At 52.9% G+C, this 24,079-nt stretch carries 27 protein-coding genes; 14 read left to right on the top strand and 13 right to left on the bottom strand.

Going from position 1 to position 24,079, the window contains the following annotated elements:
- Window positions 1-110: 110 nt before the first annotated feature.
- Window positions 111-242: a hypothetical protein gene (locus tag ACIDF8_RS03165; RefSeq protein ID WP_412009162.1), complete on the bottom strand. Its 132-nt coding sequence runs from the start codon at window positions 240-242 to the stop codon at window positions 111-113.
- A gap of 57 nt (window positions 243-299) precedes the next feature.
- Here ACIDF8_RS03165 and ACIDF8_RS03160 point away from each other — a divergent pair, with 57 nt between their 5' ends.
- The gene (locus ACIDF8_RS03160) at window positions 300-518 is read left to right on the top strand and encodes a hypothetical protein (protein WP_412009161.1); all 219 of its coding nucleotides are present in this window, start codon (window positions 300-302) and stop codon (window positions 516-518) included.
- Between the two features lie 34 nt (window positions 519-552).
- Here ACIDF8_RS03160 and ACIDF8_RS03155 read toward each other — a convergent pair whose 3' ends face one another.
- From ACIDF8_RS03155 to rsmD, 5 genes are all read right to left on the bottom strand, one after another.
- Window positions 553-807, bottom strand: a complete 255-nt coding sequence (locus ACIDF8_RS03155) for a hypothetical protein (protein WP_412009160.1) — start codon at window positions 805-807, stop codon at window positions 553-555.
- Window positions 800-1,207 carry a lactoylglutathione lyase gene (gene gloA / locus ACIDF8_RS03150; RefSeq protein WP_412009159.1) on the bottom strand — a complete coding sequence of 136 codons (408 nt, stop codon included), beginning with the start codon at window positions 1,205-1,207 and terminating at the stop codon, window positions 800-802. The genes ACIDF8_RS03155 and gloA overlap by 8 nt, the downstream gene beginning before the upstream one ends.
- 55 nt (window positions 1,208-1,262) lie before the next feature.
- Window positions 1,263-1,517: a YfhL family 4Fe-4S dicluster ferredoxin gene (locus ACIDF8_RS03145; protein WP_275356035.1), complete on the bottom strand. Its 255-nt coding sequence runs from the start codon at window positions 1,515-1,517 to the stop codon at window positions 1,263-1,265.
- A 35-nt stretch (window positions 1,518-1,552) separates the two neighbouring features.
- A complete protein-coding gene (gene coaD, locus ACIDF8_RS03140; protein ID WP_412009158.1) occupies window positions 1,553-2,041 on the bottom strand; it encodes a pantetheine-phosphate adenylyltransferase in 489 nt (162 codons plus the stop codon).
- Between the two features lie 71 nt (window positions 2,042-2,112).
- Window positions 2,113-2,673 carry a 16S rRNA (guanine(966)-N(2))-methyltransferase RsmD gene (gene rsmD / locus ACIDF8_RS03135; protein WP_412009157.1) on the bottom strand — a complete coding sequence of 187 codons (561 nt, stop codon included), beginning with the start codon at window positions 2,671-2,673 and terminating at the stop codon, window positions 2,113-2,115.
- 148 nt (window positions 2,674-2,821) lie between these two features.
- Between rsmD and ACIDF8_RS03130 the strand changes: the two genes are divergently transcribed.
- Window positions 2,822-3,019: a PLDc N-terminal domain-containing protein gene (locus tag ACIDF8_RS03130; RefSeq protein ID WP_412009156.1), complete on the top strand. Its 198-nt coding sequence runs from the start codon at window positions 2,822-2,824 to the stop codon at window positions 3,017-3,019.
- A gap of 52 nt (window positions 3,020-3,071) precedes the next feature.
- Here the strand turns inward: ACIDF8_RS03130 and ACIDF8_RS03125 are convergent, their stop codons facing one another.
- Together ACIDF8_RS03125 and ACIDF8_RS03120 are read right to left on the bottom strand one after the other, a co-directional pair.
- Window positions 3,072-4,397 carry a M16 family metallopeptidase gene (locus tag ACIDF8_RS03125; RefSeq protein ID WP_412009155.1) on the bottom strand — a complete coding sequence of 442 codons (1,326 nt, stop codon included), beginning with the start codon at window positions 4,395-4,397 and terminating at the stop codon, window positions 3,072-3,074.
- A 32-nt stretch (window positions 4,398-4,429) separates the two neighbouring features.
- Window positions 4,430-5,830 carry a M16 family metallopeptidase gene (locus ACIDF8_RS03120; RefSeq protein ID WP_412009154.1) on the bottom strand — a complete coding sequence of 467 codons (1,401 nt, stop codon included), beginning with the start codon at window positions 5,828-5,830 and terminating at the stop codon, window positions 4,430-4,432.
- 148 nt (window positions 5,831-5,978) lie between these two features.
- On the opposite strand from ACIDF8_RS03120, the gene ftsY reads away from it, so the two are divergent.
- Genes ftsY through ftsX form a run of 3 tightly spaced genes read left to right on the top strand, consistent with a single transcriptional unit; the run spans window position 5,979 to window position 8,546 of the window.
- A complete protein-coding gene (gene ftsY / locus ACIDF8_RS03115; protein WP_412009153.1) occupies window positions 5,979-6,965 on the top strand; it encodes a signal recognition particle-docking protein FtsY in 987 nt (328 codons plus the stop codon).
- Between the two features lie 2 nt (window positions 6,966-6,967).
- A complete protein-coding gene (gene ftsE / locus ACIDF8_RS03110) occupies window positions 6,968-7,645 on the top strand; it encodes a cell division ATP-binding protein FtsE (RefSeq protein WP_412009152.1) in 678 nt (225 codons plus the stop codon).
- A gap of 10 nt (window positions 7,646-7,655) precedes the next feature.
- The gene (gene ftsX, locus ACIDF8_RS03105; protein WP_412009151.1) at window positions 7,656-8,546 is read left to right on the top strand and encodes a permease-like cell division protein FtsX; all 891 of its coding nucleotides are present in this window, start codon (window positions 7,656-7,658) and stop codon (window positions 8,544-8,546) included.
- Window positions 8,547-9,324: 778 nt separating this feature from the next.
- On the opposite strand, the gene ACIDF8_RS03100 is transcribed toward ftsX, so the two are convergent.
- Window positions 9,325-10,971 (bottom strand): electron transfer flavoprotein-ubiquinone oxidoreductase, encoded by a 1,647-nt coding sequence (locus tag ACIDF8_RS03100; RefSeq protein WP_412009150.1) that lies wholly within the window; start codon window positions 10,969-10,971, stop codon window positions 9,325-9,327.
- A 13-nt stretch (window positions 10,972-10,984) separates the two neighbouring features.
- Complete coding sequence (locus ACIDF8_RS03095; protein ID WP_412009149.1) at window positions 10,985-11,923, bottom strand: LysR family transcriptional regulator; 939 nt, start codon at window positions 11,921-11,923, stop codon at window positions 10,985-10,987.
- Window positions 11,924-12,073: 150 nt separating this feature from the next.
- Between ACIDF8_RS03095 and ACIDF8_RS03090 the strand changes: the two genes are divergently transcribed.
- The 3 genes from ACIDF8_RS03090 to ACIDF8_RS03080 are packed head-to-tail and all read left to right on the top strand — an operon-like array spanning window position 12,074 to window position 14,580.
- Entirely contained in the window at window positions 12,074-12,826 is a 753-nt protein-coding gene (locus ACIDF8_RS03090) for an electron transfer flavoprotein subunit beta/FixA family protein (protein WP_412009148.1), read from the top strand.
- Entirely contained in the window at window positions 12,823-13,752 is a 930-nt protein-coding gene (locus tag ACIDF8_RS03085) for an FAD-binding protein (RefSeq protein ID WP_412009147.1), read from the top strand. The genes ACIDF8_RS03090 and ACIDF8_RS03085 overlap by 4 nt, the downstream gene beginning before the upstream one ends.
- A 48-nt stretch (window positions 13,753-13,800) precedes the next feature.
- A complete protein-coding gene (locus ACIDF8_RS03080; protein ID WP_313986601.1) occupies window positions 13,801-14,580 on the top strand; it encodes a ferredoxin--NADP reductase in 780 nt (259 codons plus the stop codon).
- Between the two features lie 65 nt (window positions 14,581-14,645).
- Here the strand turns inward: ACIDF8_RS03080 and ACIDF8_RS03075 are convergent, their stop codons facing one another.
- Window positions 14,646-16,064 (bottom strand): DHA2 family efflux MFS transporter permease subunit, encoded by a 1,419-nt coding sequence (locus ACIDF8_RS03075; RefSeq protein ID WP_412009146.1) that lies wholly within the window; start codon window positions 16,062-16,064, stop codon window positions 14,646-14,648.
- Window positions 16,065-16,324: 260 nt separating this feature from the next.
- On the opposite strand from ACIDF8_RS03075, the gene ACIDF8_RS03070 reads away from it, so the two are divergent.
- Both ACIDF8_RS03070 and ACIDF8_RS03065 read left to right on the top strand, forming a co-directional pair.
- Window positions 16,325-16,975: a hypothetical protein gene (locus ACIDF8_RS03070; protein WP_412009145.1), complete on the top strand. Its 651-nt coding sequence runs from the start codon at window positions 16,325-16,327 to the stop codon at window positions 16,973-16,975.
- A 35-nt stretch (window positions 16,976-17,010) separates the two neighbouring features.
- Window positions 17,011-17,565, top strand: coding sequence for an outer membrane protein (locus ACIDF8_RS03065; protein ID WP_412009144.1), 555 nt, complete (start codon window positions 17,011-17,013; stop codon window positions 17,563-17,565).
- A gap of 82 nt (window positions 17,566-17,647) precedes the next feature.
- Here ACIDF8_RS03065 and ACIDF8_RS03060 read toward each other — a convergent pair whose 3' ends face one another.
- Window positions 17,648-18,580 carry a response regulator gene (locus ACIDF8_RS03060; RefSeq protein ID WP_412009143.1) on the bottom strand — a complete coding sequence of 311 codons (933 nt, stop codon included), beginning with the start codon at window positions 18,578-18,580 and terminating at the stop codon, window positions 17,648-17,650.
- Window positions 18,577-22,044 carry an ATP-binding protein gene (locus tag ACIDF8_RS03055; protein WP_412009142.1) on the bottom strand — a complete coding sequence of 1,156 codons (3,468 nt, stop codon included), beginning with the start codon at window positions 22,042-22,044 and terminating at the stop codon, window positions 18,577-18,579. The genes ACIDF8_RS03060 and ACIDF8_RS03055 overlap by 4 nt, the downstream gene beginning before the upstream one ends.
- 161 nt (window positions 22,045-22,205) lie before the next feature.
- Here ACIDF8_RS03055 and ACIDF8_RS03050 point away from each other — a divergent pair, with 161 nt between their 5' ends.
- From ACIDF8_RS03050 to ACIDF8_RS03035, 4 genes are read left to right on the top strand one after another with little or no spacing between them, the layout of a single operon-like run.
- Window positions 22,206-22,745 carry a PDDEXK nuclease domain-containing protein gene (locus tag ACIDF8_RS03050; protein ID WP_412009141.1) on the top strand — a complete coding sequence of 180 codons (540 nt, stop codon included), beginning with the start codon at window positions 22,206-22,208 and terminating at the stop codon, window positions 22,743-22,745.
- Complete coding sequence (locus ACIDF8_RS03045) at window positions 22,738-22,908, top strand: hypothetical protein (protein ID WP_412009140.1); 171 nt, start codon at window positions 22,738-22,740, stop codon at window positions 22,906-22,908. Before ACIDF8_RS03050 ends, ACIDF8_RS03045 begins: the two co-directional genes overlap by 8 nt.
- Window positions 22,901-23,350, top strand: coding sequence for a hypothetical protein (locus ACIDF8_RS03040; protein ID WP_412009139.1), 450 nt, complete (start codon window positions 22,901-22,903; stop codon window positions 23,348-23,350). The genes ACIDF8_RS03045 and ACIDF8_RS03040 overlap by 8 nt, the downstream gene beginning before the upstream one ends.
- Window positions 23,351-23,364: 14 nt before the next feature.
- On the top strand, window positions 23,365-24,057 hold the full coding sequence (locus ACIDF8_RS03035; protein WP_412009642.1) for an N-6 DNA methylase: 693 nt from the start codon (window positions 23,365-23,367) through the stop codon (window positions 24,055-24,057).
- Window positions 24,058-24,079: the final 22 nt, after the last annotated feature.

The following is a 24,079-nucleotide window of genomic DNA, read 5'->3' as shown; positions in this document are numbered from 1 at the left end:
GCCTCTCCTCTAGCTTAAGTTATCCCTAGCAACAAGCAGGCCATCTAAAATAAATAATTTTTTACTTTAAAATCAGCGTATTGGAATAGCTCAGACACAGACCAATGTCTTTAGCTGGCAAACATGCACTGCCAGCTAGCAAACTGGTGCACCGATTTGGGTAGTACACTAAGCTGTGCAAGCGTCGTTTTGAGTCCAGCGGTGTAAGTCAATTGAAAGCCACCGTATGGAAAATCAGGCATTAAACAAATCCGTCGCAGCGATGCATCACATTCCGTTTCCTGAGGCATAATACATTCATGAAATGCATCAATCTTGATCAATGGATCGCACAAATCCTGTCTGTCTGGCAGTCGCTGGGCGAACAGAGCGTCTGGCTGCAAGACGGCTTCTTGCTGTTGATGTGTTTGCTGATTGGCGTGTTGCTATTTTTGTTTGGAACGGTCATTGGCCTGTTTGTACAATCCCTGTGGGGGATTTTTACAGCGGGCCGCCACAGCGATGGCGAGCATAAGTAAGCCAGGTAGCGCTAAGAACAGAAGAAATTAAGCGCTACGCTGCTGTCAGCCAGTCGGCAATCGCGTCGAGTTCTGCTGCACTGTCATGGTCAAACTCTGTGTATTGGTGACCGGCCGTCCTCGCATACCAGTATTCGCTATTCCAGCGGTCACCCTCTATTTTATGCAACACCGCATGAATCCAGTTGGCAGTGGGGTCACTGTAATCCTGCGCAATCTGATGTGCGCCATGCCAGTCTCCGGCTTGCGCCAGCCTCACTGCCTGCAGTAACTGGGTACGGTTAGACATGGGTGGGGTACTCGATGGTCCCCTTCTGGATAAATTCGATTTTGTAGCCGTCCGGGTCTTCAATAAAGGCAATGACGATGGTGCCGTGTTTCATTGGCCCAGCCTCACGCACGACTTTGCCACCTTTGGCTTTGACCAACTCACAGGCTTTGTACGCATCATCAACCTCAATCGCCATATGACCATAAGCCGTCCCCATGTCATAGGCAGTTTTGCCGTAATTGTAGGTGAGCTCAAGCACAGTATTGTCATACTCGTTACCATAGCCGACAAAGGCCAGGGTAAATTCGCCATCAGGATAATCCTGGGTACGGATCAATTTCATCCCCAGCACCCCAGTATAAAAATCGATTGAACGTTGCAAATCGCCTACGCGCAACATGGTATGTAACACTCGCATTTATTTCTCCTTGATCTCTTTTTAATGGGGGATGCACTTAAACGGCTTAACCGTATCAACCCCTGGTAGCCACAATACGCTGATATTTTTCCAGCAATTGTTCTTTGGTTTCGCGCCGCTCCGGGTCTAGCGGAATGCAGCTGATCGGGCAAACTTGCTGACACTGCGGCTTATCGTAATGACCGACGCACTCGGTACACAAGTCGGGGTTGATTTCATAGATTTCTGCGCCTTGCGAGATGGCCTCATTCGGGCACACCGGCTCACAAACATCGCAGTTGATACATTCATCAGTAATAAATAGGGCCATGATTTTCTTTACATCGCAATAGCGGTCGCCAGGGCTCAGGCCATTGCCAGTTTTTGCTTGATTGCCCGTTCGACGCCTGGTGAGACAAACTGGTTCACATCGCCCCCCAGGCGCGCCACTTCACGCACCAGGCTGGAGGAAATAAACATGAACTCTTCCGCCGGGGTCATAAACAGAGTTTCCAGTTTTGGGTAAAGCTTGCGGTTCATACCGGCCAGCTGAAACTCATACTCAAAATCGCTGGCCGCGCGCAAGCCACGGATCACCATCTGCCCGCCTTGCGCCTGTACAAACTGCATTAGCAAGCCGTCAAAGCCCACCACGCGGATGTTATCGCCTGAAAACACAGACTCTGCCAGCGCAACCCGCTCTTGCAGGCTGAACAAGGTTTGTTTACTGGTACTGCCAGCGACAGCCACAATCACCAGATCAAACAAATTGGCCGCCCTGCGCACAATATCCTCATGCCCCAGGGTGATGGGGTCAAAGGTGCCTGGATAAACGGCAATTCTGGTTTTACTCATCGTTTGATTCCGTAATGATCGTTATATCGTATGCTGGATATCCTATGCTGGCTGCGGCTGACTTCAGCATCTCAATCCGTGCCAGCAGCCGCTTCGGCTGTCACCGCTTGCAGCAGATGAAAATACACCTGACCCGCTTTGCCGGACTTGACCACTTGCCAACATGCATCGGATTTTAACGCATATTCGGCTTCCACATATAACCAGCCTGCAGGGGCCAAATGCCTGGGCAGCATGGGCAGCAATTGCGCCAGCCAGTCCTGGCGGTAAGGCGGATCACAAAAAATCACGTCAAACAGCTGCTGATTGCTGGTCAGGAAAGTTCTGGCATCCATTTGCTGGATGCGGGCCTGGCGGGCATCCAGCAGGCGCTGGTTCTGGCACAAGGCAGTGTAAGGCGCTTTGGCTAGCTCAAGCATGGTCACTGCTTTGGCATTACGGGACAGCGCCTCAAACCCCAGCGCACCGGTGCCAGCAAACAAATCCAGGCAGGTTTTGCCGGTCAAGTCCTGGCCCAGCCAGTTAAACAAGGTTTGCCGAACGCGGTCTGGCGTAGGGCGTAAGCCTTCGGCATCGGGAAACTTGAGCACCCGGCTACGCCAGATGCCGGCATTCAATCGAACCTGATTCATGAGCGGTAGTGGATTCAGTGAAATAAAACAGCATTATCCCAGATTTTGCACCATGCCTAGTGATGGCATGCGCTTAACAGGGATTGCACACGGGGCATCGTGTTATGATTCCATTCATTATCAAAGACGTTTATTAAGGAAGTACACGATGGAGTTTTTATTCGGCTTTGGCCTGCTGGGTGGTGTCATCGCCCTGGCGCTCTCGCTGTTTTGGGTATGGATGCTAATTGATTGCCTGGCCAATCAAAGCGAAGACAAGCTGGTGTGGTTTCTGGTGATTTTCTTTTTAAACCTGCTGGGTGCTTTTTTATATTACTGGCTAGCGAGAAAAAAACGCCTGGTTTAAGGTGACCTGACCCGAACACCGTCAAAAAAGCCGGCTCGCAGCCGGCTTTTTGTTATTCCGCACCAACAATCACGGTCGCAAAGCGCTCCGGATGGATGCGGCGCTTAAAGGCATCATTCACTTGTTGTACCGTGACGCCAGCCACTTTGTCATTAAAGCTATCCAGGTAATCGAGTGGCAACTTGTAAAAACCAATCATGTTCAGGTATTCCAAAATCTTGCTGTTGCTGTCTATGCGCATGGGGAAGCCACCAATCAGGTGATCCTTGGCCGCCGCCAGCTCCTTGTCCGTCACCCCTTGGTCGACAAACTGCTGTACCGTCGCCATCACCAGTTTAAGCGCCTCTTCACTCTGCTCTTTTTTGGTTTGCAACCCGATCTGGAAGGGCCCTAACTGGCTCATGGGCAAAAAGTAGCTATACACGCTGTAGGCCAGCCCACGCTTTTCACGCACCTCTTCGGTCAGGCGCGACACAAAACCGCCGCCGCCCAAAATATAGTTACCCACATACAATGCAAAAAAATCAGCATCCCCGCGCTTGTTGCCGGGCTGCCCAATCAGAATATGCGCTTGCACGGCAGGGTGTGGCATTTTTTTGAGCTTAGGCGCAGCCAGCTCAGGCACAGCCGGGATATCAGCCACCGCAGGGCCTGCTGGCAGGCCGGCGCTCAAGCGTTGCGCAATTTGCCGGGCCTGGTCCGGGGTCAAATCCCCCATCAGTGCGATCACCGCAGACTTTGCCGTGTAGTGGGTTTGATAAAACTGCCGCAACTGGTCTACCGTAAGCGAAGGCACGGTACTGATTTCACCGTTTTGATCCAGGCTGTAAGGGTGCATCCCATACACCGCCTGCATAAACGTTTTTTGCGCGATGCTATCCGGCTCCGTTTCAGCCTCCTGTAATGCAGCCACAATCCGGGTTTGCTCCCGGCTCACGACGGCTTCAGGAAAATCCGGTTGGTGTAATACCAGCGTAAACGCGTCCAGTGCGGCTTGCTGTTCGCTGGTCAGGGTACGCAACTTAAAGCTGGCACGATCTGCATCAAAACTGCCCCCCAACACGGCCCCCACATCGGCAAAGCGGTTAGTCAGGGTTTCTTCTGCCAGGCCACCTGCCGCCATGCCCATTACATGATGGGTCAATGCGGCCGCGCCACTGTTTTCTGGCTGGTCATAAGCGCTGCCTGCACGAAAATTGATGCTGACATCCATCATCGGCAAGGCATGATTTTCAACGAAATAGACTTCGCTACCCTCAGCGGTGGTCCAGTGCTGAATATTCAGCGCGGCGCACGCCAGGCTGGCATAGCCCTGCAACAGGCTGATCAACAAGACCGTATTGAATACCCGGTGTTTAAATAAAGTGACGACTTTCATGAAATTTCCAAATTCAACGTTCGATGAACGGATTAATGTTGATGCGGCCGGCCGGCGGGTTTCTGGTTAGGATCCATGGGTTGCGGATCAAGGCTGACCAGCGTCATTTGATCGGCGACCAGATATTTTTTGGCCACCGCCTGTATCTGTTCTGAGGTTACCGCTTGCACGCGGGCAGCATTGGTTTGCAGAAGTGACAAGGGATAGAACAGGGTCTCCAGCTGACCAATCTGCATGGCCTGATAAAACATGGAGTCGCGTTTATACACATCCGCCGCGATGACGGCCGCCTTCACACGATGTAATTCGGCAGGGGTGACGCCGTTATTTTTAACCTCATCAATTTGTGCCCAGATCGCTTTAATCAAAGCCTCCTGCGAAACGCCTTCGCTTGGCGAAGCCGCCACCTCAAAGGTTGAGGCCTGGCCGCGGTTGGTACTGTCGTAGCCAGTGTCTATTTCAAGCGCCACGGCTTGCTCACGCACCAGTTTCTGGTTGAGGCGTGAGGCATCATTGCCACTGAGGATACTGGACAAGACCTCAAGTGCATAAGGCTCCCAATCCTGCTCGCTATAGGCCGTGGCATTTTTGAGTGCGGGGGCATGAAAGCCCATCACAAAATAAGGCAACTTGGCAGGCGCCTTGACGATGGCGCGCCGCTCACCAATTTGCACCGGCTCCACTTGCGGTTTACGGACAGGCAAAGGCTTGGCGGCAAGTTTGCCAAAGTTTTTTTCTGCCAGCGCAAACACTTCGTCGGCCTTCACATCGCCTACCACCACCACTGTGGCATTATTCGGCGCATACCAAGTGCGGTACCACTCGCGCGCATCGTCCGCAGTCATGTTTTCGAGGTCATTCATAAACCCTACAACCGGGCGGCCATAAGGATGAGCGCGGTAGACCGAGGACTCGAACTGCTCATTGACACGTGATTGTGGCTTATCTTCAGTGCGCCAGCGGCGCTCTTCTTTCACCACCTCGATCTCTTTGGCAAACTCGGCATCGGTAATCTGCAAATTAGCCATGCGGTCCGCCTCCAGCGTAAACGCCAGTGGCAAGCGCGATTTTTCCAGCTGCTGAAAATAACAGGTGTAGTCCTTGCTGGTAAAGGCATTTTCCTTGCCACCCGCAGCAGCAATCTGCCGTGAAAACTGGCCAGCCGGTACTTTTTTCGTGCCTTTGAACATCATGTGTTCAAGCACATGGGCGACGCCCGTCTTGCCATTCACTTCATCCAGCGAACCAGCGCGATACCAGACTTGCGAGACGACCACGGGCGCTCTATGGTCTTCCTGTACAATCACCTTGAGCCCATTCTTGAGGGTTTTCTGTGCAATCTCCGCCTGCGCTGGCAGTGTAAAACTACTGACCAGCATCGCCAGACACAGGGCAGACCAGGGGTGCTTTGCAAAAGGGTTGGATGTTTTCATAACTGACTTAATGAATGATGAGAGTAAAGCTAGCCCTTGCCAGCCAAGCGTGTGACTCATGCCATGCAGACTAAGTTCTCACAAGCTTGCCGTGGCGGTAAACGCCGATTCGGCTTAAAATAGTCATATTACAGAGTTTTGAATTGCCATGTTTAATCCATTCGCCAAAAAATCCGAGCCAGCGACGCCTGCGCAACCTGAACCGTCCAGCCTGAGCTGGACGCAGCGTCTCAAAAATGGGCTGGCTAAAACCCGCCAACACCTCGGCGGGCAATTAAGCGCCTTATTCGGTGGCGGCAAAATTGATGAAGACATTTATGAAGAACTCGAAACTATCCTGCTGACCTCGGATGTTGGCGTCAGTGCCACCCAGCACCTGCTCGAACAACTGCGTAGCCGTGTTAAAAAGCATGACTTGCAAGACACCATTGCGCTCAAACAAGCACTGAAAGACACGTTGCTTGAATTGCTGACACCCTTGCAAGCACAGCTAAACGTCAATGACCACCAACCATTCGTCATGATGATGGTCGGCGTCAATGGCGCTGGCAAAACCACCACTATTGGCAAACTGGCCAAGTATTTGCAGGCCCAGGGCAAAAGCGTGCTGATTGCCGCAGGCGATACCTTTAGGGCCGCTGCCCGGGAACAATTGCAAGTGTGGGGCGAGCGTAATGATGTGCATGTGATCGCCTCCGAAAGCGGCGATCCGGCGGCGGTGATTTACGATGCAGTCAATTCGGCCATAGCCAGAAAAATCGACGTGGTCATCGCCGACACCGCTGGCCGCTTGCCCACGCAATTGCATTTGATGGATGAAATTAAAAAGGTACAACGCGTCATCGACAAAGCGCTCCCTGGTGCGCCACACGAAATTTTGCTGGTGCTGGATGCCAACACCGGCCAGAACGCGGTCAACCAGTTAAAAGCTTTTAATGATGCGCTGGGGGTGACTGGCCTCGCTTTAACCAAGCTTGATGGCACCGCCAAAGGCGGCGTCATCGCCGCCATTGCGCACTTAAGCCAGCAATCGGCACGCAAAATCCCGGTGCGTTTTGTAGGGGTGGGCGAAAGCATAGATGACCTGCGCCCGTTCAACGCCCATGACTTTATCGACGCCTTGATTGATGACTAGCCATGATTGTGTTTAAAAACGTCAGCATGCGCTACCCCAATAGCGCACACCTGTTCCGCCAAGTCAGCTTCAATATAGACAAAGGTGACTTCGTGCTCGTCACCGGCCACTCTGGAGCGGGCAAAAGCACGCTGCTCAAATTGATGGCGGGCATTGAAGCGCCCTCTAGCGGCCAAATTCTGATTAGCCAGCAGGATATCGGCAAACTGCATCCGAATGCCGTGCCCTATTTGCGCCGCCGCTTTGGCCTGGTGTTTCAAGACCACAAGCTGCTGTACGACCGCAACAGCTTTGACAACGTGGCCTTGCCACTCAGCATTCAGGGCATCACTGGCGAAGAGGCTGCTCGCCGCGTGCGGGCCGCACTGGACAAAGTCGGCCTGCTCAATAAAGAAAAAGCCATGCCCATCACCTTGTCCGGCGGCGAGCAACAAAGGCTGGCCATTGCGCGCGCCGTGGTGAGCCGCCCCTCCATTGTGATTGCCGATGAACCGACTGGCGGCCTCGATCAAGCGGCGTCGCTTGAAATCATGCAGCTACTCAAAGCCTTTAATGAAGTGGGCGTGACCGTGGTGATTGCCATGCACGATGTCGCCCAAGTCAGCAGCATCGCCTACCGGACGCTGCATATCGACCACCAAACCATTAGCACCCTGCCTGCGCAAACGGCCATGTTATGAGAACAAGTGCATGAAAAACTGGCTTAACCAACACACACTGGCTTTAGACCTGGTCTTGCAGCGTTTAAAAAATCACTGGCTCAACACCCTGATCATCTGCATGGTGATTGGCATTACGGTCACACTGCCCGGCTTGCTATTTGTCGCGCTGGACAATTTGCAGGACATGTCAGGCGCCATCAAGCAGGATGCGCAAATCAGCGTCTTTTTCAAACCAGCAACACCCAGCAACCTGATTCAGCGCCTGATCAACGACACGCAAAGCCTGCCGCAGGTCAAAGAGGTCCGGTACGTCTCCAAAGAAGACGCCATTCAGCAATTGTCCCAACAGTTTTCCCAAAAAGACCTGCTGGTGGATTTACCACAAAACCCATTGCCCGATGCTGTATTTATTACCCTGAGTGACACGCAGCCCGCCACCGTCAAACCGGTACAAACCATGCTGCAAACCCGGCCCGAGGTCGATGAAATTGTCATTGATAGCGTGTGGATTGAGCGGCTGCATTCTATGCTGTTGCTAGGCAAACGTATTGCCTTCATTTTTGCCAGCCTGCTTGGCATTGCCATGATTACCGTCATCAGCAATACCGTGCGCATGCAAGTGCTCACCCATGAAGCCGAGATTGAAGTCAGCCGCCTGATTGGCGCCACGCACAGTTTTATCCGCCGCCCGTTTTTATACATGGGCGGCGCTTATGGCTTAGGCGGTGGGTTGATTGCCGTCGTGTTGTTGTTTGCCATTGTCTGGAACCTGCGCCAACCGGTGCAATTGCTGGCCAATAACTATCAAAGCCATTTCCAGTTAGCTTTCCACCTGGTTCACGTGGGTGGGCTGATCTTGTTGTGTACTACTGCGATTGGGTGGATTGCCGCATTTATTGCGCTGACGCAGAAGAAATAGCAATATCCCTCACTTAGTTAATAGCTCCAGATCCTGACACAGCCCTTCCGTGAATAATTAAATTTTTTCCTGGACTCAGTAGCGTTTGGTTAGTTACGATTTAGTGTCTCTCTTGAGTACAGCCAAGATGGATGAATCATTCATTTCGCCCCTCGGCGAGTGACTTTTCTTTGCTTGCACAAAGATAAAGTAACCAAAAGAAAGTGCACCCCAGCTTCCGCTTATTCCCTGCGCTACTCGGCTTGCCGGGCGGCCATCGAAACTCGCCCTGGCGGCTTGCACAAGACGCAAGCCACTGCGGAACTCGGACAGCCGATGGCCGAGTACTCCCGCCAACCCTGCGTTGCTCGGCGCGGCAGATGGGGACCCCGAACACCATGCGACCGCAAGCATTTATGGAATAAATGAAATAATTGGTGCTTTTCAACGGTCCAAACTTCAACGATGCGAGTTTGGTGAGATAAATCCCATTCCATCGCGCTGAGTAGCGGAGACAAAGTAAGGAAGAAGGGAGCGACTGTCTGAGCTCCGCAGCAGCTTGCGGTGTGTGCAAGCTGCTAGGGCGAGTTTCGTGACCGCTTACTTTGTTGAGCAACGCAAGGCAGCCGTTAGGCCGTGATGGCTGGGTGCCCTCTTCTTTGGTTACTTTCTGTGGGGCAAGCAACAGAAAGTAACTCGCCGAGAGGCGAAAAGAACAGTTACTAGATGAGTTACCCCTACCCCACTTCATCTCGTATAAGCCATCCAAGGAACCATTCAGGTAAGCTAGCTCGCTTAATTACTGCGAAACATAATTCGGCCCACTGCCCCCTTCCGGCGGTACCCAATTAATATTCTGCGTTGGGTCTTTAATATCGCAAGTTTTGCAATGAATGCAATTCTGCGCATTAATCTGCAAGGTCTTTTCACCGGCCTGCTCGACAAACTCATACACCCCAGCCGGGCAATAGCGCTGCTCCGGCCCGGCATATTTCGGCAAATTGACCCGCTCAGGTCTATCCGCCACGCCGAGTTTCAAATGGCAAGGCTGTTGATGGTCATGCGAAATATTGCACAAGCTGACTGAACTCAGTTTATCAAAAATCAACACGCCATCCGGTTTGGCATACACGGGCGGGCGGCTGGTGGCTGCTTCGGCCAGGGTTTCATGATCGGCCCGGCTATGTTTCAGTGTCCACGGCAAGGTTGCCCCCCAACTGGAGAGCCACATTTCTATGCCACCCAGCACGGTGCCACCCCAGGTACCAAAACGTGATAAATAAGGTTTAACGTTACGCACTGCAGACAATTCTTGCCAGACCCAGGAGGCGCGCAGTTTTTGCGGATAAGCGCTCAATATTTCAGGGCTGCCTTGTGCCATGGCTTCGAACACGGCTTCAGCCGCCAGCATGCCGGACTTCATGGCGTAATGGGTACCCTTGATTTTAGGCACATTGACCAGGCCTGCACTGCAACCCAGTAAGGCCCCCCCTGGAAAAGCCATCTCAGGCAATGATTGGATACCGCCTTCTGAAATGGCACGTGCGCCATAGCTTAAGCGCTTACCGTCTTGCAGCAAGGCTTTGAGCTTGGCATGTGTCTTGTACGTCTGGAATACATCAAAGGGCGATAAATAGGGATTACGGTAATCCAGGTGCACCACATAGCCGACGGACACCAGGTTTTCGCCATGGTGATAAATAAAGCCCCCGCCACCGGTGCTGGCATCCAATGGCCAGCCCAAGGTATGTTCAATCAGGCCTTTCTGGTGCAGCTCGGGCTTCACGCGCCAAACCTCTTTAAAGCCGATGCCGTATTTGGCTGGGCTGGACGTTGCCCGCAAGCCATAACGGGCCTCGAGCTGCTTGGTCAGGGAGCCACGCGTTCCTTCAGCCACCAGTGTGTATTTAGCGCGGATTTCAATGCCAGGGGTGTAGTTGGCGGTCGGGTTGCCTTGTTTGTCCAGGCCCATATCGCCGGTGATGATGCCTATCATGCGGCCTTGCTCATCATAGCTTGGCACTTGCGCAGAGAAGCCGGTATAAATTTCTACGCCCAGTTCTTCAGCCTTGCCAGCCAGCCAGCGACAGACTTCGCCCAGGCTGATGATGTAATTGCCGTGGTTGCGCATCAAGGGCGGCAATGACCATTCCGGCATGGCCCAGGCATTTTCTTCACCCAGCACCACAAAGGTATCTTTATCGACGGCGGTATTGAGCGGCGCGCCCAAGGCCTGCCAGTCAGGGAACAACTCCTGCAGGGCTTTCGGGTCCAGCACGGCACCAGAGAAAATATGGCTGCCGACTTCGGCGCCTTTTTCCAGGACACACACGCCCAGCTCCTGGCCTTGTGACTGCGCCAGTTGTTTGAGCCGGATGGCTGCGGACAAGCCCGCCGGGCCTGCGCCCACGACCAACACATCATACTCCATGACATCTCTTTCCATCTTTGCTCCTTCGTCAGGCAATGGCCGGGATATCGATCAGGTCGCTACGCGTTGCCCCTTGGGTAAACGCCTGGCAGAACGCCAGAAACTGTCGAATGCCACCGGTCTGGTATTTTTGCCTGTGCCATAAAAAATAAAAATTGCGGTGAAATTGCAAGCCGTGGTTCTCAATCGGCACCAGGCTGCCACGCCTGAATGCATCCTTGAGGGCCAACCGCGAAATACAGCCTATGCCGAGGCCAGACTCTACCGCGCGTTTGATCGCCTCGGTATGTTCCAGCTCCAGCGTAATATTGAGTTTTGAATAATCCTGTTTAAAAGCGCGGTCAAAGGTCTCGCGCGTGCCTGAGCCTTTTTCGCGGACGATCCAGGGCTGCAGCAATAAATCCGATTTGTGGATGGGTTTGCCGGTTTGGGCCCATTGCGCCAGCGGATGGGTCGGGGCAGCAAAAATCACCAGCTCATCCGCAATCCATGGGGCGACTGCAATATCGGGATGATTGCACTCGCCTTCTATCATACCCAAATCCAGGGTGTGGTTGGCAATCTGCTCGACGATGGTCCGCGTATTCTGTACCTGCAACTGAATGTGGCTTTGCGGATACTGCTGCAAGAATTTGGCCACCAGCAAGGTGACCAGATAATTACCCACGGTCAGAGTCGCGCCGATCTTGAGGTTGCCATAGCCCTGTTGCCCTTGCAGCATGCGCTCAATTTCACGCGCCCGGTCCAGCAACTCTACTGCCTTGGGCAATAATTGCTGACCTGCTTCATTAATACGCAAAGACTTGCCTACCCGGTCAAACAACTGGATATCAAATTGCTTTTCCAGTTCAATCAGGGCGGTACTGGCTGCAGATTGCGACAAGGCCAACTGGTCGCAGGCACGCGACACACTACCGGTGCGGCTGATGGCGACAAAAATTTCCAGTTGCCTGAGCGTATATTTCATGGAAGGGGTTGTTTGGCAGGGATTTGCGCCGCGTCAAAATCAATCTACAGAATAGATATATAATATTATAATAATCAATTTAATAAATATTACAAGCTGGCTTAAAATGCCCGGTTACGAGTAAATACCCCCAACAAAGGCAAACGTTTTATGAAAGCATTGGTAGCGATCAAACGGGTCGTTGATTATAACATTCAAGTCCGCGTCAAGGCGGATGGTTCGGATGTGGACATTGAGGGCGTGAAAATGGGTATCAATCCATTTGATGAAAACGCCATTGAAGAAGCCATCCGACTCAAAGAAAAAGGCATCGTCACAGAAATCGTCGCCGTCACCATTGGTGCCGCGACGCACCAGGATATCTTGCGCCATGCCCTGGCCATGGGCGTGGATCGTGTGACGCTGGTTGAAACAGCGAACAGCCTGGCCCCGCTGGCCGTCGCCAAGGTGCTCAAAGCGGTGGTCGAGCGTGAACAACCTTCCCTGATCCTGCTCGGCAAACAGGCGATTGATGATGATGCCGGCCAGACTGGCCAAATGTTGGCGGCGTTACTCAACCTGCCACAAGCCACTTATGCCTCGCAAATCACCATCGCCGACAATCAGGCCAGCGTGGTGCGCGAGATTGATGGCGGCACACAAACCTTGTCCGTGAGCCTGCCAGCGGTCATTACTGCCGACCTGCGCCTGAACGAGCCGCGCTACGTCAAATTGCCTAACCTCATGATGGCAAGAAAAAAACCGATTGAGACGCTTCCGCTCGATTCGCTCAACCTGTCACTCACGCATAGCGTGCAGCAATTGAAAGTGGCTGCCCCGCCAGAGCGCCCTGCCGGTGTGATGGTAAAAGACGTGACTGAATTATTGAGCAAACTGCGTACGCACGAGGGACTGCTGCCATGAGAACATTGATTATTGCCGAACATGACGGCCAACATTTAAACGAACAAGTGGCACGCGCCGTGACTGCGGCGCAACACTGGCAGCAACCGGTGGATGTGTTGATTGCAGCCGCCCAGGCTGACAGCCTGGCTGCACAAGCGGCCGCGCTGCAAGGGGTCAGCAATGTGCTGGTCGCAACAGAGGCCGGCTTGCAACACCCGACAGCAGAACACCTGGCTGCGCTGATTGTGCCACTGGCAGCCAATTACAGCGTGGTGCTGGCTGCACACAGCGCTTTTAGCAAAAATGTGTTGCCGCGCGTGGCCGCCTTGCTGGACGTCAACATGCTGTCTGACGTACTTGAGATCGTCAATAGCAACACCTATGTGCGTGGCATTTACGCCGGTAACGTGCTGGCAACGGTGCAAAGCAGTGATGCCAAACAAGTGCTTACCGTGCGCGCCAGCAAGTTTTCTGCCGCTGCAACGGGCGCCAATGCAGCCATTCAATCAGTGACTGCGCCAGCTGCACCAGAAGGCAGCCGCTGGGTGGCAGAAGCCTTTAACAAATCCGAGCGCCCCCCATTGGCCGCCGCTAAAGTGGTGGTATCTGGTGGCCGTGCGCTGGGCAGTGCGGATGCATTTAAAGACGTGCTGGCCCCGCTGGCAGACAAACTGCATGCCGCCATTGGTGCCAGCCGCGCCGCAGTTGATTCGGGCTATGCCCCCAACGACCTGCAAGTGGGCCAAACCGGTGTAGTGGTTGCGCCTGAGCTGTATATCGCCGTTGGTATTTCCGGCGCCATCCAGCATGCCTATGGCATGAAAGACAGTAAAGTCGTGGTCGCCATCAATCAGGATCCAGAAGCGCAAATCTTCAAGATTGCCGACTACGGCCTGGTGGCAGATTTATTTGAAGCCGTGCCGCAATTGACGGCTGCGTTATAATTAAGTGTTTACCAATTAACCTTTTGAATTCAGAAACCTGTTCATCTCATGAGTAAAAAATATTCCACCGAAACGGTGTTGAGCGTACATCACTGGAACGACACGCTGTTCAGTTTTAAAACTACGCGTGACCCAGGCCTGCGCTTTGAAAACGGCCAGTTTGTCATGATCGGCCTCGAAGTTGATGGCCTGCCATTGACCCGTGCTTACAGTATCGCCAGCCCGAACTACGAAGAACATCTGGAGTTTTTCAGCATCAAGGTGCCGAACGGCCCGCTGACCTCACGCCTGCAACACCTGAAAGTGGGTGACCCGCTGCTGGTGAGCCGCAAGCCAACCGGCACGCTGATTACCTCAGACCTCAAGCCAGGTAAAAACCTGTATTTCTTCTCTACCGGCACCGGCCTGGCACCGTTCATGAGCCTGATCCAGGACATCGAAGTGTATGACCGCTTTGAAAAAGTCATCCTGATTCACGGTGTGCGTTACGTGAACGAGCTGGCCTACGAAGACTTCATCACCAAAGAATTACCGAATAACGAATTTTTTGGCGAAGAAGTACGCAATAAGCTGATCTACTACCCTACCGTCACCCGTGAGCCATTTAAAAACATGGGGCGCCTGACTGACCTGGTGGAAAATGGCAAACTGTTTACTGATATCGGCCTGCCGCCATTGAATCCGGAAACAGATCGCGCCATGATCTGCGGTAGCCCGGCCATGCTGGTCGATACAGCGGCCATGCTGGACAAACGCGGTTTCAAAGTTTCGCCACGCATTGGCGAACTGGGTGACTACGTGATTGAAAAAGCCTTTGTGGAAAAATAAGGCTTTAGAAAACGATAGACCTGGCTGTCATGAATGGATCCCCGCATGACAGCCGCCCATCATCGTTAGCGCTTGCGGTCCTGCATGCCCAGCGCCACCATGATAGCCAGCACAATGACTGCAGATAACAGCAAAAAGCCTTGGGCATAGGCCTCGAAAATACCAGGCGCATGCATCCCATAAATACGCTCCCGCCACTCCATAAACACGGCCATGATGGCCACCCCTACCACGCCTCCTAACTGGCGGGCATAACTGACCACCACCGAAGACTGGCCTAAATGCTGCGGCTCCATTTCATGCAAGGTGGCCAGGTTTAATGCGGGCAAAATCAACCCGAGGCCGATACGGCCCACAATGGTCGCCGCGACAATTTGCCAGTACAACACCTCGTCAGCCGCCACCGCAAACACGATAAAAGACGCACCGAATATTGCCAGGCCAGCCAGCGTTATCCGGCGTGGCGACAGTTGATCTGCCATCCGGCCAGCGATCGGGATCGTCAACACCAATGCAATGCCAGAAGGTAACAGCAACATGCCCGCCTCGGTGGCCGAAAACGCCATGGCCGTTTGCAAGAATACCGGGATCAGGTAAGTCGAGGCATACAGACCAAACCCGTAGGCAAAGGCCACTACCGTACCGCGGCTAAAAGTGGGCCGCTGAAACAGGTGCAGTTGTATGATGGCGTGCGGTAGCTGCTGCGCATGCCGCACATAACACCACAGCGACCCCACAGCGAGCAAGGCTTGCCCCAAGGTCCACGGTGCCAGCAACCCACTGTGATGCAAACTGGAGACAAACTCAATCAAGCCAATGGTGGCCGCTGACAGCCAGCCCAACCCAGCCCAGTCGAAAGCATTAACCGTTTGCTGACGAGGGGCAGGCAAGTACCACCAGGCAAACACCAGCGCCATCAGCGCAAACGGTACGCCGAGCAGAAAAATCGCCTCCCAGCCAAACTGGTCCAGCAACCAGCCGCTGATAGAAGGTGCAATGGCGGGCGTAAACGCAATGCCGACAATCAGTATCCCTGAAGCGCGGCCTTGAATATCGGGCGGAAATAGGCGCATCAGCGCCATCACCCCCAGCGGTTGCAACACCCCCGCCGCCAGGCCCTGCAATAACCGCGCGATGACCACCTGCACAAAACTGTGTGCATAAAAGCCCGCCACACTGGCCACCACCAGCAGCCATAAGGTAAACATAAACACACGCCGCAACCCAAACCGTTGCAGCCACCAGGCGGCAGGCAGCATGCCTATGGTCATGGCTGCCAAAAAGGCCGTCATCGCCCATTGCACATGATCCTGGCCCAAATGAAATGTCCGCGTTAAGGCGGGCACCGCCACATTAAAGCTCGAAGTGCATAACACCCCCGCTATCGTGCCCAGCCCAATGATCAATAGCACCATCCACTTGTAGCGCTCCCCATAATGCTGGGATAAGGCTTCAAACGCGCGCGGCTGTGGAAACAGGGTCATATGTGATGGCTTAATAGACTAGTAAAGCAGACCTTAGCATGCATTTTTTGCAGTGTCACGCGTCACCATCCTGCAAAAAAAGCAGAGTTCGCGCGCCCAAGCTTACACCCAGCTTTCAAGCTTTTAGGGCCCAAACAGCAACTGCTTGATTTCTATACGCATTCGATCCGGCGCGCGGATAGGGCTGGCTTGGCATCGTTTTTGCAAAATGATGGGCAGTAACCCTAAGCTAATTCAAACGATAGATACGAGGAGTGATTGTGAAACGCTGGATGATTTATACCTGCCTGGCATTGCTGACCAGTGCTGCTTTTGCTGATGAAATGTTAGACAACGACCTGGCCACCCTGCAACATGCCTGGGCAAAAGCGACCTACCAAACAAGCAAAGATCAACAAGAAGCCGCTTTCAAGTCGTTGTCCGAGCAGGCCCACCATCTCACAACCCAGCATCCAGAGGCCAATGAGGCCATGATCTGGGAAGCCATTGTGTTAAGTGGTTATGCAAAAAGCATGGGGCCGCTGCAACCCCTGAGTGCATTAAAAGCCGCTGAACAAGCCCGCGACCTGTTGCTGGCCAGCATCAAAACCAATCCACAAGCCCTGCATGGCTCTGCTTATACCACACTGGGCTCACTCTATTTCCGCGTCCCAGGCTGGCCGATTGGCTTTGGTGACAAGAAAAAAGGCCGCGAGTACCTCGAAAAAGCCTTGCAACTGAATCCGACTGGCATAGACAGTAATTACTTCTATGCGGACTTTTTGCGCGCCCAGGGCGATTACAGCCAGGCTGTCACCTACTACCAGAAAGCCCTGCAAGCCCCTGCCCGCCCTGGCCGTGAAGATGCCGATGCTGGCCGCAAGCAGGAAATTGAAGAAGGTCTGCGCCTGGCACAAAGCAAACTGAAATAACCGTATTTGAAACAACATCACTTGGAGAAGCACTGATGCGTCAATCTGTTTTCAATCTTTTGGTCAGCAGCCTATTGCTGGCAGCCCCGTTGCTGGGGCATGCCGAAGGCTTTTATGCCGGCTTTAATGTCGGTGTCGCCAACAACAACCTTAGCACGCCCAATGGCGTGGACAAGGACAACCAGGCGATTGCTGGCGTCGTCGGCGGCTATCGATTCAATCAGTATATTGCCGTAGAAGGCCAATATACCGGCATCGGCAAAGTGACCGACAACGTCAGTGGCAGCGCCAAGGCCGATGCACTCAGCCTGACCGCGGTGGGTAGCATACCGCTCAATGAGTCCTTTGACTTTTACGGAAAACTCGGTGTCGCTGCCACAAAAAGCAAAGTGTCTTCTGGCTTGAGCGCCTATAACGATGCGACACACACCGGTGCCACCTATGGCCTGGGGGCGGAATATCACTATGATAAAACCCTGTCCATGCGCGTAGGCTGGGATCACTACCGGGCGGAAGTCGATGTCAATGGCGGTGGCAGTAAAGGCTTTGACACCAACGTCGGCACCGTCGGTCTGATCTACAACTTCTAATCGTGGAATATTGAATGCCCGGCATTAATTTTCTAATGCTGGGCTGATAGCAGCTGGCCACGCAAGCGCGTCTGCCAGCCCGCTAGAACTTGATTTTAGACGCCACCAGTGAGGCAGCAGCGGTTCGGGTTTCTACGCCCAGCTTCTGGAACACATGCTCAAGATGCTTGTTAATGGTACGTGGGCTGGTACCTAGAATCTCGCCCACATCCTTGTTGGTTTTGCCCTTCACCGTCCAGTACAACACCTCGGACTCGCGCTTGGTGAGCTGGAACAGCTTACCTAAAGACTCAATTTGCGCTTCGTCAGAATACTCACGTAACACCACCACCCATTGCTCTTCGCTGGTATTGGCTACCGTTAAGCTGAGGCGGGCACTGCCCTGGTTCACATTCAGGGTTTGCATGGACTGACCTTCTGAGAACTGTTGTACACAGTTTTCCAGCCACTGGTAAATCATGGGCGGTAAGGTTTGCACGGCATGATAGGCTTCTTTGGCCGCCCATTCGGCAAAGTAGTGTTCAAGGTATTGTTTGGCCAGCGGTGTTTGCCAGACCAGGCGCTTGTCACCTGGCAAGATGGCAATGGTCGCCTGGCCAAACGCATCCAGTGCTGAGGTGGCCTGGTGCATGCGTGTGGCATTTTGCACATGTGCCTTGAGGCGCGCCAGCACTTCTGCTGGCCTGACCGGCTTGGTGACGTAATCCACCCCACCGGCATCAAACGCCATGGTGACATGCTCGATTTCTGTTAGCCCGGTCATGAAAATGACCGGAATATGCTGGGTTTCTGCCGCCGCTTTAATCCGTTTACAGGTGGCGAAGCCATCCAGCCCAGGCATCATGGCATCCATCAAAATCACTTGCGGCTGCATCAAGTGGGCGATTTGCAAAGCCATTTCGCCAGAGTTCGCCACCAGCACCTGATACCCGGACTCATCCAGCGCGTCGTGCAGATAGGCCAAGTTTTCTGGCACATCATCCACAATTAACACGGTATGGCTGGGACTGGTCATTTGGCGTACTCCTCAATCAAGCGCAGCAGTTTAGCAAAATCAAAGCGTTCCATGGCCTGTTGCAATGCGTAAATAAATGTTTGATGTTGCGGATGCTCGCGGCTCAGTGCGGCCAGCACCTCGCGCACGCCTTTGACATAACCCATGCGCGCAAACTGCACCAGGTTCTCCAGCAACACGGGCGGGATAGGCTCAGTAGGCGCGCTGCCAGCTTCTGGCATCACGGGCGCCGTGATGGCGGGTGCCTCATGTGCTGACGCAGTAGCCAGGCTAGCTTCATAACGCCAGGTCAGGTTTAACTGATTACCTATCCAGTCCAACACCTCTTCGAGATTCACCGGCTTCACAAAAAAGTCGCGCGCCGGAATCTTGGCCTGGTTATCCAGATTACGGTCATAAGCATTGGCAGAGACAATCGCAATCGGCACTTGCGAGTGGTGCACCTGGCGGATGATATAGGCAGCTTCCCAGCCGTCCATCACCGGCATCGCCAAGTCCATTAAAATGGCATCGGCCTTGAGCATCTGGTATTGATTCACACATGCCTGGCCATTGGCGGCCTCATGCACAATAAAGCCTAGCGGCTGCAAGGTATTGCGCAGCAACTCGCGGTCTACCTCTTCGTTATCCACCACCAAGATGGTCCTCACCGGCCCTTCATAACCCAGGCGCTGGCGCACGGCTTTTTTAGACAAGTGCGCAGTTTCACGGATCTGCGGCAAGAACAGCCGGATTTCAAAGCGTGTGCCGTGGCCGAGCACACTCTCAAACTGCATTTCACCGCCCATTAACTGCGTCAACAACTTGCTAATGGTCAGGCCCAGGCCGGTGCCGCCTATACCAACCACATCGGCCGCACTGCCGCGCTCAAACGGCTCAAAGATTTTTTCCACTTCATTGGGGGCAATACCGGGCCCGGTGTCGGCAATATCAATTTGCGCAATCTCACGCGCATAACTCACCTTAAAGGTCACGCTGCCCTTACTGGTGAACTTAACCGCATTGCCCACAATATTGACCAGAATCTGCATCAGGCGCTTGTGGTCAGCCCGCACATACTCAGGCAAATTGCCTTGCTTTTCAAAAATAAACGCCAGGCCTTTGTTTTGCGCCTGAATCTCAAACATGCTGACAATCTGGTCAATAAACTCAGGGAAATGCAGCGGTTTAACATCAAACGTCATTTTGCCGCTTTCAATCCGCGCAATATCCAGCGTACTCTCAATCAGCGACAACAAGTGCTCGCCGCCGCGGCTAATGGTTCTAATCGCCTGCTTACGGTGCTCGGGGATACTGGCATCGTTGGTGAGCAACTGCGCATAGCCCAAAATACTGTTCAACGGCGTGCGCAACTCATGGCTAATGCCGGTAATGTAGCGGCTCTTGGCCTGGTTGGCCTCTTCTGCCAGGCGGCGCGCCTTTTGTAACTGGGCATCGGTTTTTTTGTGCGACTCGATCTCTTCGAGCAACAAGCCGGTTTGCCGGTTAGACTCTTCCTGCGCCACCCGGCGGCTGGCCGAGGTCAGCACCAGCCACCAGGCAACAATACCGCCCAAAAACAGCAAGGTGACAAAAATCTTTAAATATCCCAGCCTGAAATGGCGCATCAGCTCAGGATATTCGCGGCCGATGGTCAAGGCATCATGCAGGTAGATCAAGCCGATGGTGGCGCCAAACAGCACCACCGCAATCACCATCAACAACAGAAAATGCGCCACGCCACCGTTGAGGTGCGGCCACAAGCGTTGTGGCAAAAAGCGTTTGTTTAACGCCTCCCACTGCGCACTGAGCCGCGCTTGCGGCTTGCACGCGTCATGGCAACGTGCGTCCAGGCAACAGCATAACGAGCAAATCGCGCCGCCATAAGCCGGGCAATGTGCCATGTCATTCATTTCATACTCACGCTCGCAAATCACGCAACGCTGGGTCTTGGTTGGTTGCAAATACTTGGGCCGCGGTCTGGCCAGGTAATATTTTCCCTGGGTCCACCAGGCAATCAGCGGTGACATCACCAACGCAGTCATCAACGAAATAAACGTAGAAAATGACTGCGCCACCACACCCATCGCCCCGGTATACGCCGCAATCGACACCGCTGAGGCAATAAACATGGCACCCACGCCCACCGGGTTAATGTCATACAAATAAGCGCGCCTAAACTCAATGCCTTTGGGGCTCAGCCCCAGCGGTTTATTGATCACCAGATCCGCCACCACCGCCGCAATCCAGGCAATCGCCACATTGGCATACAGGCCCAAAATCTCTTCCAGCGCCTGAAACACATTGAGCTCCATCAGCACAATGGCAATCATCACGTTAAACGCCACCCACACAATGCGGCCAGGGTGGCTATGTGTCAGCCGGGCAAAAAAGTTAGACCACGCCAGCGAGCCAGCATAGGCATTGGTCATATTCACCTTAAGCTGCGACACGCAGACAAACAGCGCCGTCACCGCCAGCGCCACATGGTGGTTGCTAAACACATGCTCAAAGCCTATCCAGTACATATGCGTTGGATTCACAGCAGAGCTTAAAGGCATATCGCGGTTAAACACCAGGTAAGCCAGCAAGGCCCCCGCCAGCATTTTGAGCATGCCCAGCACCACCCAGCCCGGCCCTGCCATTAACACGCCCAGGTTCCAGCGCCAATAGTTTTCTTTATTGCGCACCGGCATAAAGCGCAAAAAGTCTACCTGCTCGCCTATCTGCGGGATCAGCGCCACGCCCACAGCGGTCGCAGCACCAAACATCACCCAGTTAAAATGCCCGCCTTCAGGCGCAATGCCGGCAAAATGACTCAGCCGTTCAATCACGCCCGGGTCCATTTTAATGATGGCAAAAAAAGGCAAAAACATTAGCGCAATCCAGATCGGTTGCGTGATCATCTGAATACGGCTAATTAAGGTGACCCCATGCGTCACCAGCGGAATCACAATCAGCGCACTGACCAGATACCCGAGATACAGCGGCAAATGAAAATACAATTCGAGCGCATACCCCATAATCGCCGCTTCCAGCGAAAACAGGATAAAAGTGAACGAGGCATAAATAAACGAAGAGATGGTCGAACCGATATAGCCAAAGCCCGCCCCGCGCGTCAGCAGGTCCATATCCAGGCCATACTTGGCCGCGTAATAACTAATCGGCAACCCGGTTAAAAAGATAATCAGGCCCACCGCCATAATCGCCCACAAGGCGTTCTGAAAGCCATAATTGATGGTAATGGTGCCGCCTATCGCCTCCAGCACCAAAAACGAAATCGCCCCTAAAGCCGTATTAGAGACCCGCAAAATAGACCACTTGCGAAACGCCCGCGGCGTATAGCGCAAGGCATAATCCTCAATCGTCTCATTCGCCACCCAATTGTTATAGTCGCGACGAATTTTCACGATCCGCTGAATCGGCTCAGCGCGTGGGGATGACTCTGTTTCGGGTGTGAATCCGGCAGCGGAGGTGTTAGACAATCAACAATCCTTAGTATCAATAGCCAAGTGGGGAACAAGGCCAGCTTTTTCCCGAGCATATACTAGGAGAGTTCGTTCATGCAATCACTACGTTAATTGACGTACAGCGTGACTTACTGGCACATAACTGTCGCTACATTAAAGTCTGCTTGAGATTCGTCATGTTGATAACAATCAAAAATGGACACCCCACTATCCAAACCACCTTTAAAGACAGCTACGTGCTGGAGTTTTTAGGCCTGCCAGAAACCCACAGCGAGAGCGATTTACAAAAAGCCCTCACCCAACACATCAAAGCGTTTATCTTAGAGCTAGGCAACGACTTTATTTTTATGGGCGAAGAATATCGCTTGCAAGTCGGCAACCAAGATTTTTACATTGACCTCCTGTTTTACCACCGTGGCTTGGCCGCCCTAGTAGCCTTTGAGCTCAAAATCGGCCAATTTAGCCCAGAGCACATGGGGCAACTCAATTTTTATCTTGAAGCGCTGGATAGAGACGTTAAAAAACCACACGAGAACCCCAGCATAGGCGTATTGCTGTGCCGCGATAAAGATGACGAAGTGGTGGAATACGCCCTTTCGCGCAACCTTTCACCCGCCTTGGTCGCACAATACCAATTGCAATTGCCCGATAAAAAGCTGATTCAAGCTAAGCTACATGAGCTACTGGCTCAAGAATTGGGGGCGAGAGATGAATAACATGATTTTTGACGGTGACAAACTCAGTGAGCTATTTGCCGAGCAAGATTTAGGTTGGAAAGCCCGCACACAAAAAGAACTCGCCCTGATGGAAGACATGGTGCCACTGCTCAAAAAACAAGCGCAGGGTAGAGAGATTTCGGGGTTGGTGGCGTATGAGTGAGCAAGTTAAAAAGTTAGTGCCTAAGTTTCGGTTTCCTGTTTTTGCAGATGATGGGGCGTGGGAGCGTAAACCTTTATCTTCACTCGATGATTTAATCACCGCACAAAACCAAAAAGTCGAAGCCCTAAAACAACACAAAAAAGGCTTGATGCAACAACTATTCCCCGATGAAGGAGAAACCGTCCCCAAACTCCGCTTTCCTGAGTTTGAGAATGATGGGGAGTGGGTAGAGGTTGAGTTAGGGTCGTTAACAACAAAGGTCGGGAGTGGCATCACTCCGACAGGTGGTGACAAAAACTACAAAAAATCAGGTCGCCCTTTTGTAAGAAGTCAAAATGTGGGCTGGGGTGAGTTGCTTCTGGAAGATATTGTATTTATTGACGAAGTAACACATGAATCATTTATTTCCACTGAAATTAAAATAGCCAAGACCCCACATTAGGCAAAAAGAACAAGATAGAACGCGTGCTGGATTTTGCCTGTGGCTCTGGCTCGCTGTTGCTGAATGTGCGCCACCAGTTGGGTGAGCATGGCATAGGCAAGTTTTACGGCCAAGAAAAAAACATCACCACCTATAACTTGGCGCGGATGAACATGCTGCTGCATGGCGTGAAAGATACCGAGTTTGAGATTTTTCACGGTGACACGCTAGCTAACGAATGGCCCAAGCTCAATGAGCGCAACCCAGCCAACAAAGTTGAGTTTGACGCGATTGTGGCGAACCCGCCATTTAGTTTGCGTTGGGACCCCACCGAAGAAATGGGCAAAGATTTTAGGTTTGCCAACTATGGCCTTGCGCCAAAATCAGCCGCGGATTTTGCCTTTTTGCTCCATGGCTTTCACTTTTTAAGTGATAGCGGCGTGATGGCGATTATTCTGCCGCATGGCGTGTTGTTCCGTGGTGGCGCTGAAGAACGCATCCGCACAAAACTGTTGAAAGATGGGCATGTGGATACGGTGATAGGCTTGCCTGCTAACCTGTTCTACTCCACGGGCATCCCTGTGTGTATTTTGGTGCTTAAGCGCTGCAAAAAGCCGGATGATGTGTTGTTTATCAATGCGGCTGAACATTTTGAAAAAGGCAAACGGCAAAACCGTTTGCTAGACAATCATATTGACCAGATTGTCAGCACCTACCAATACCCCTGAACGAACTCAGTCTTCTACCTCT

It is taken from the genome of Methylophilus sp. 3sh_L (assembly GCF_046766015.1).
Taxonomy (GTDB): Bacteria; Pseudomonadota; Gammaproteobacteria; order Burkholderiales; family Methylophilaceae; genus Methylophilus.
The sequence above is the reverse complement of the archived record's forward strand: the minus strand, read 5'-3'. Positions and strand labels throughout refer to the sequence as shown.

What these genes read in the sequence shown, in the direction of transcription:
- ACIDF8_RS03165 (WP_412009162.1), bottom strand. Translation starts at nt 242, where the DNA reads ATGCCTGATTTTCCATACGGTGGCTTTCAATTGACTTACACCGCTGGA.
- ACIDF8_RS03160 (WP_412009161.1), top strand. Translation starts at nt 300, where the DNA reads ATGAAATGCATCAATCTTGATCAATGGATCGCACAAATCCTGTCTGTC.
- ACIDF8_RS03155 (WP_412009160.1), bottom strand. Translation starts at nt 807, where the DNA reads ATGTCTAACCGTACCCAGTTACTGCAGGCAGTGAGGCTGGCGCAAGCC.
- gloA (WP_412009159.1), bottom strand. Translation starts at nt 1,207, where the DNA reads ATGCGAGTGTTACATACCATGTTGCGCGTAGGCGATTTGCAACGTTCA.
- ACIDF8_RS03145 (WP_275356035.1), bottom strand. Translation starts at nt 1,517, where the DNA reads ATGGCCCTATTTATTACTGATGAATGTATCAACTGCGATGTTTGTGAG.
- coaD (WP_412009158.1), bottom strand. Translation starts at nt 2,041, where the DNA reads ATGAGTAAAACCAGAATTGCCGTTTATCCAGGCACCTTTGACCCCATC.
- rsmD (WP_412009157.1), bottom strand. Translation starts at nt 2,673, where the DNA reads ATGAATCAGGTTCGATTGAATGCCGGCATCTGGCGTAGCCGGGTGCTC.
- ACIDF8_RS03130 (WP_412009156.1), top strand. Translation starts at nt 2,822, where the DNA reads ATGGAGTTTTTATTCGGCTTTGGCCTGCTGGGTGGTGTCATCGCCCTG.
- ACIDF8_RS03125 (WP_412009155.1), bottom strand. Translation starts at nt 4,397, where the DNA reads ATGAAAGTCGTCACTTTATTTAAACACCGGGTATTCAATACGGTCTTG.
- ACIDF8_RS03120 (WP_412009154.1), bottom strand. Translation starts at nt 5,830, where the DNA reads ATGAAAACATCCAACCCTTTTGCAAAGCACCCCTGGTCTGCCCTGTGT.
- ftsY (WP_412009153.1), top strand. Translation starts at nt 5,979, where the DNA reads ATGTTTAATCCATTCGCCAAAAAATCCGAGCCAGCGACGCCTGCGCAA.
- ftsE (WP_412009152.1), top strand. Translation starts at nt 6,968, where the DNA reads ATGATTGTGTTTAAAAACGTCAGCATGCGCTACCCCAATAGCGCACAC.
- ftsX (WP_412009151.1), top strand. Translation starts at nt 7,656, where the DNA reads ATGAAAAACTGGCTTAACCAACACACACTGGCTTTAGACCTGGTCTTG.
- ACIDF8_RS03100 (WP_412009150.1), bottom strand. Translation starts at nt 10,971, where the DNA reads ATGGAAAGAGATGTCATGGAGTATGATGTGTTGGTCGTGGGCGCAGGC.
- ACIDF8_RS03095 (WP_412009149.1), bottom strand. Translation starts at nt 11,923, where the DNA reads ATGAAATATACGCTCAGGCAACTGGAAATTTTTGTCGCCATCAGCCGC.
- ACIDF8_RS03090 (WP_412009148.1), top strand. Translation starts at nt 12,074, where the DNA reads ATGAAAGCATTGGTAGCGATCAAACGGGTCGTTGATTATAACATTCAA.
- ACIDF8_RS03085 (WP_412009147.1), top strand. Translation starts at nt 12,823, where the DNA reads ATGAGAACATTGATTATTGCCGAACATGACGGCCAACATTTAAACGAA.
- ACIDF8_RS03080 (WP_313986601.1), top strand. Translation starts at nt 13,801, where the DNA reads ATGAGTAAAAAATATTCCACCGAAACGGTGTTGAGCGTACATCACTGG.
- ACIDF8_RS03075 (WP_412009146.1), bottom strand. Translation starts at nt 16,064, where the DNA reads ATGACCCTGTTTCCACAGCCGCGCGCGTTTGAAGCCTTATCCCAGCAT.
- ACIDF8_RS03065 (WP_412009144.1), top strand. Translation starts at nt 17,011, where the DNA reads ATGCGTCAATCTGTTTTCAATCTTTTGGTCAGCAGCCTATTGCTGGCA.
- ACIDF8_RS03060 (WP_412009143.1), bottom strand. Translation starts at nt 18,580, where the DNA reads ATGACCAGTCCCAGCCATACCGTGTTAATTGTGGATGATGTGCCAGAA.
- ACIDF8_RS03050 (WP_412009141.1), top strand. Translation starts at nt 22,206, where the DNA reads ATGTTGATAACAATCAAAAATGGACACCCCACTATCCAAACCACCTTT.
- ACIDF8_RS03045 (WP_412009140.1), top strand. Translation starts at nt 22,738, where the DNA reads ATGAATAACATGATTTTTGACGGTGACAAACTCAGTGAGCTATTTGCC.
- ACIDF8_RS03040 (WP_412009139.1), top strand. Translation starts at nt 22,901, where the DNA reads ATGAGTGAGCAAGTTAAAAAGTTAGTGCCTAAGTTTCGGTTTCCTGTT.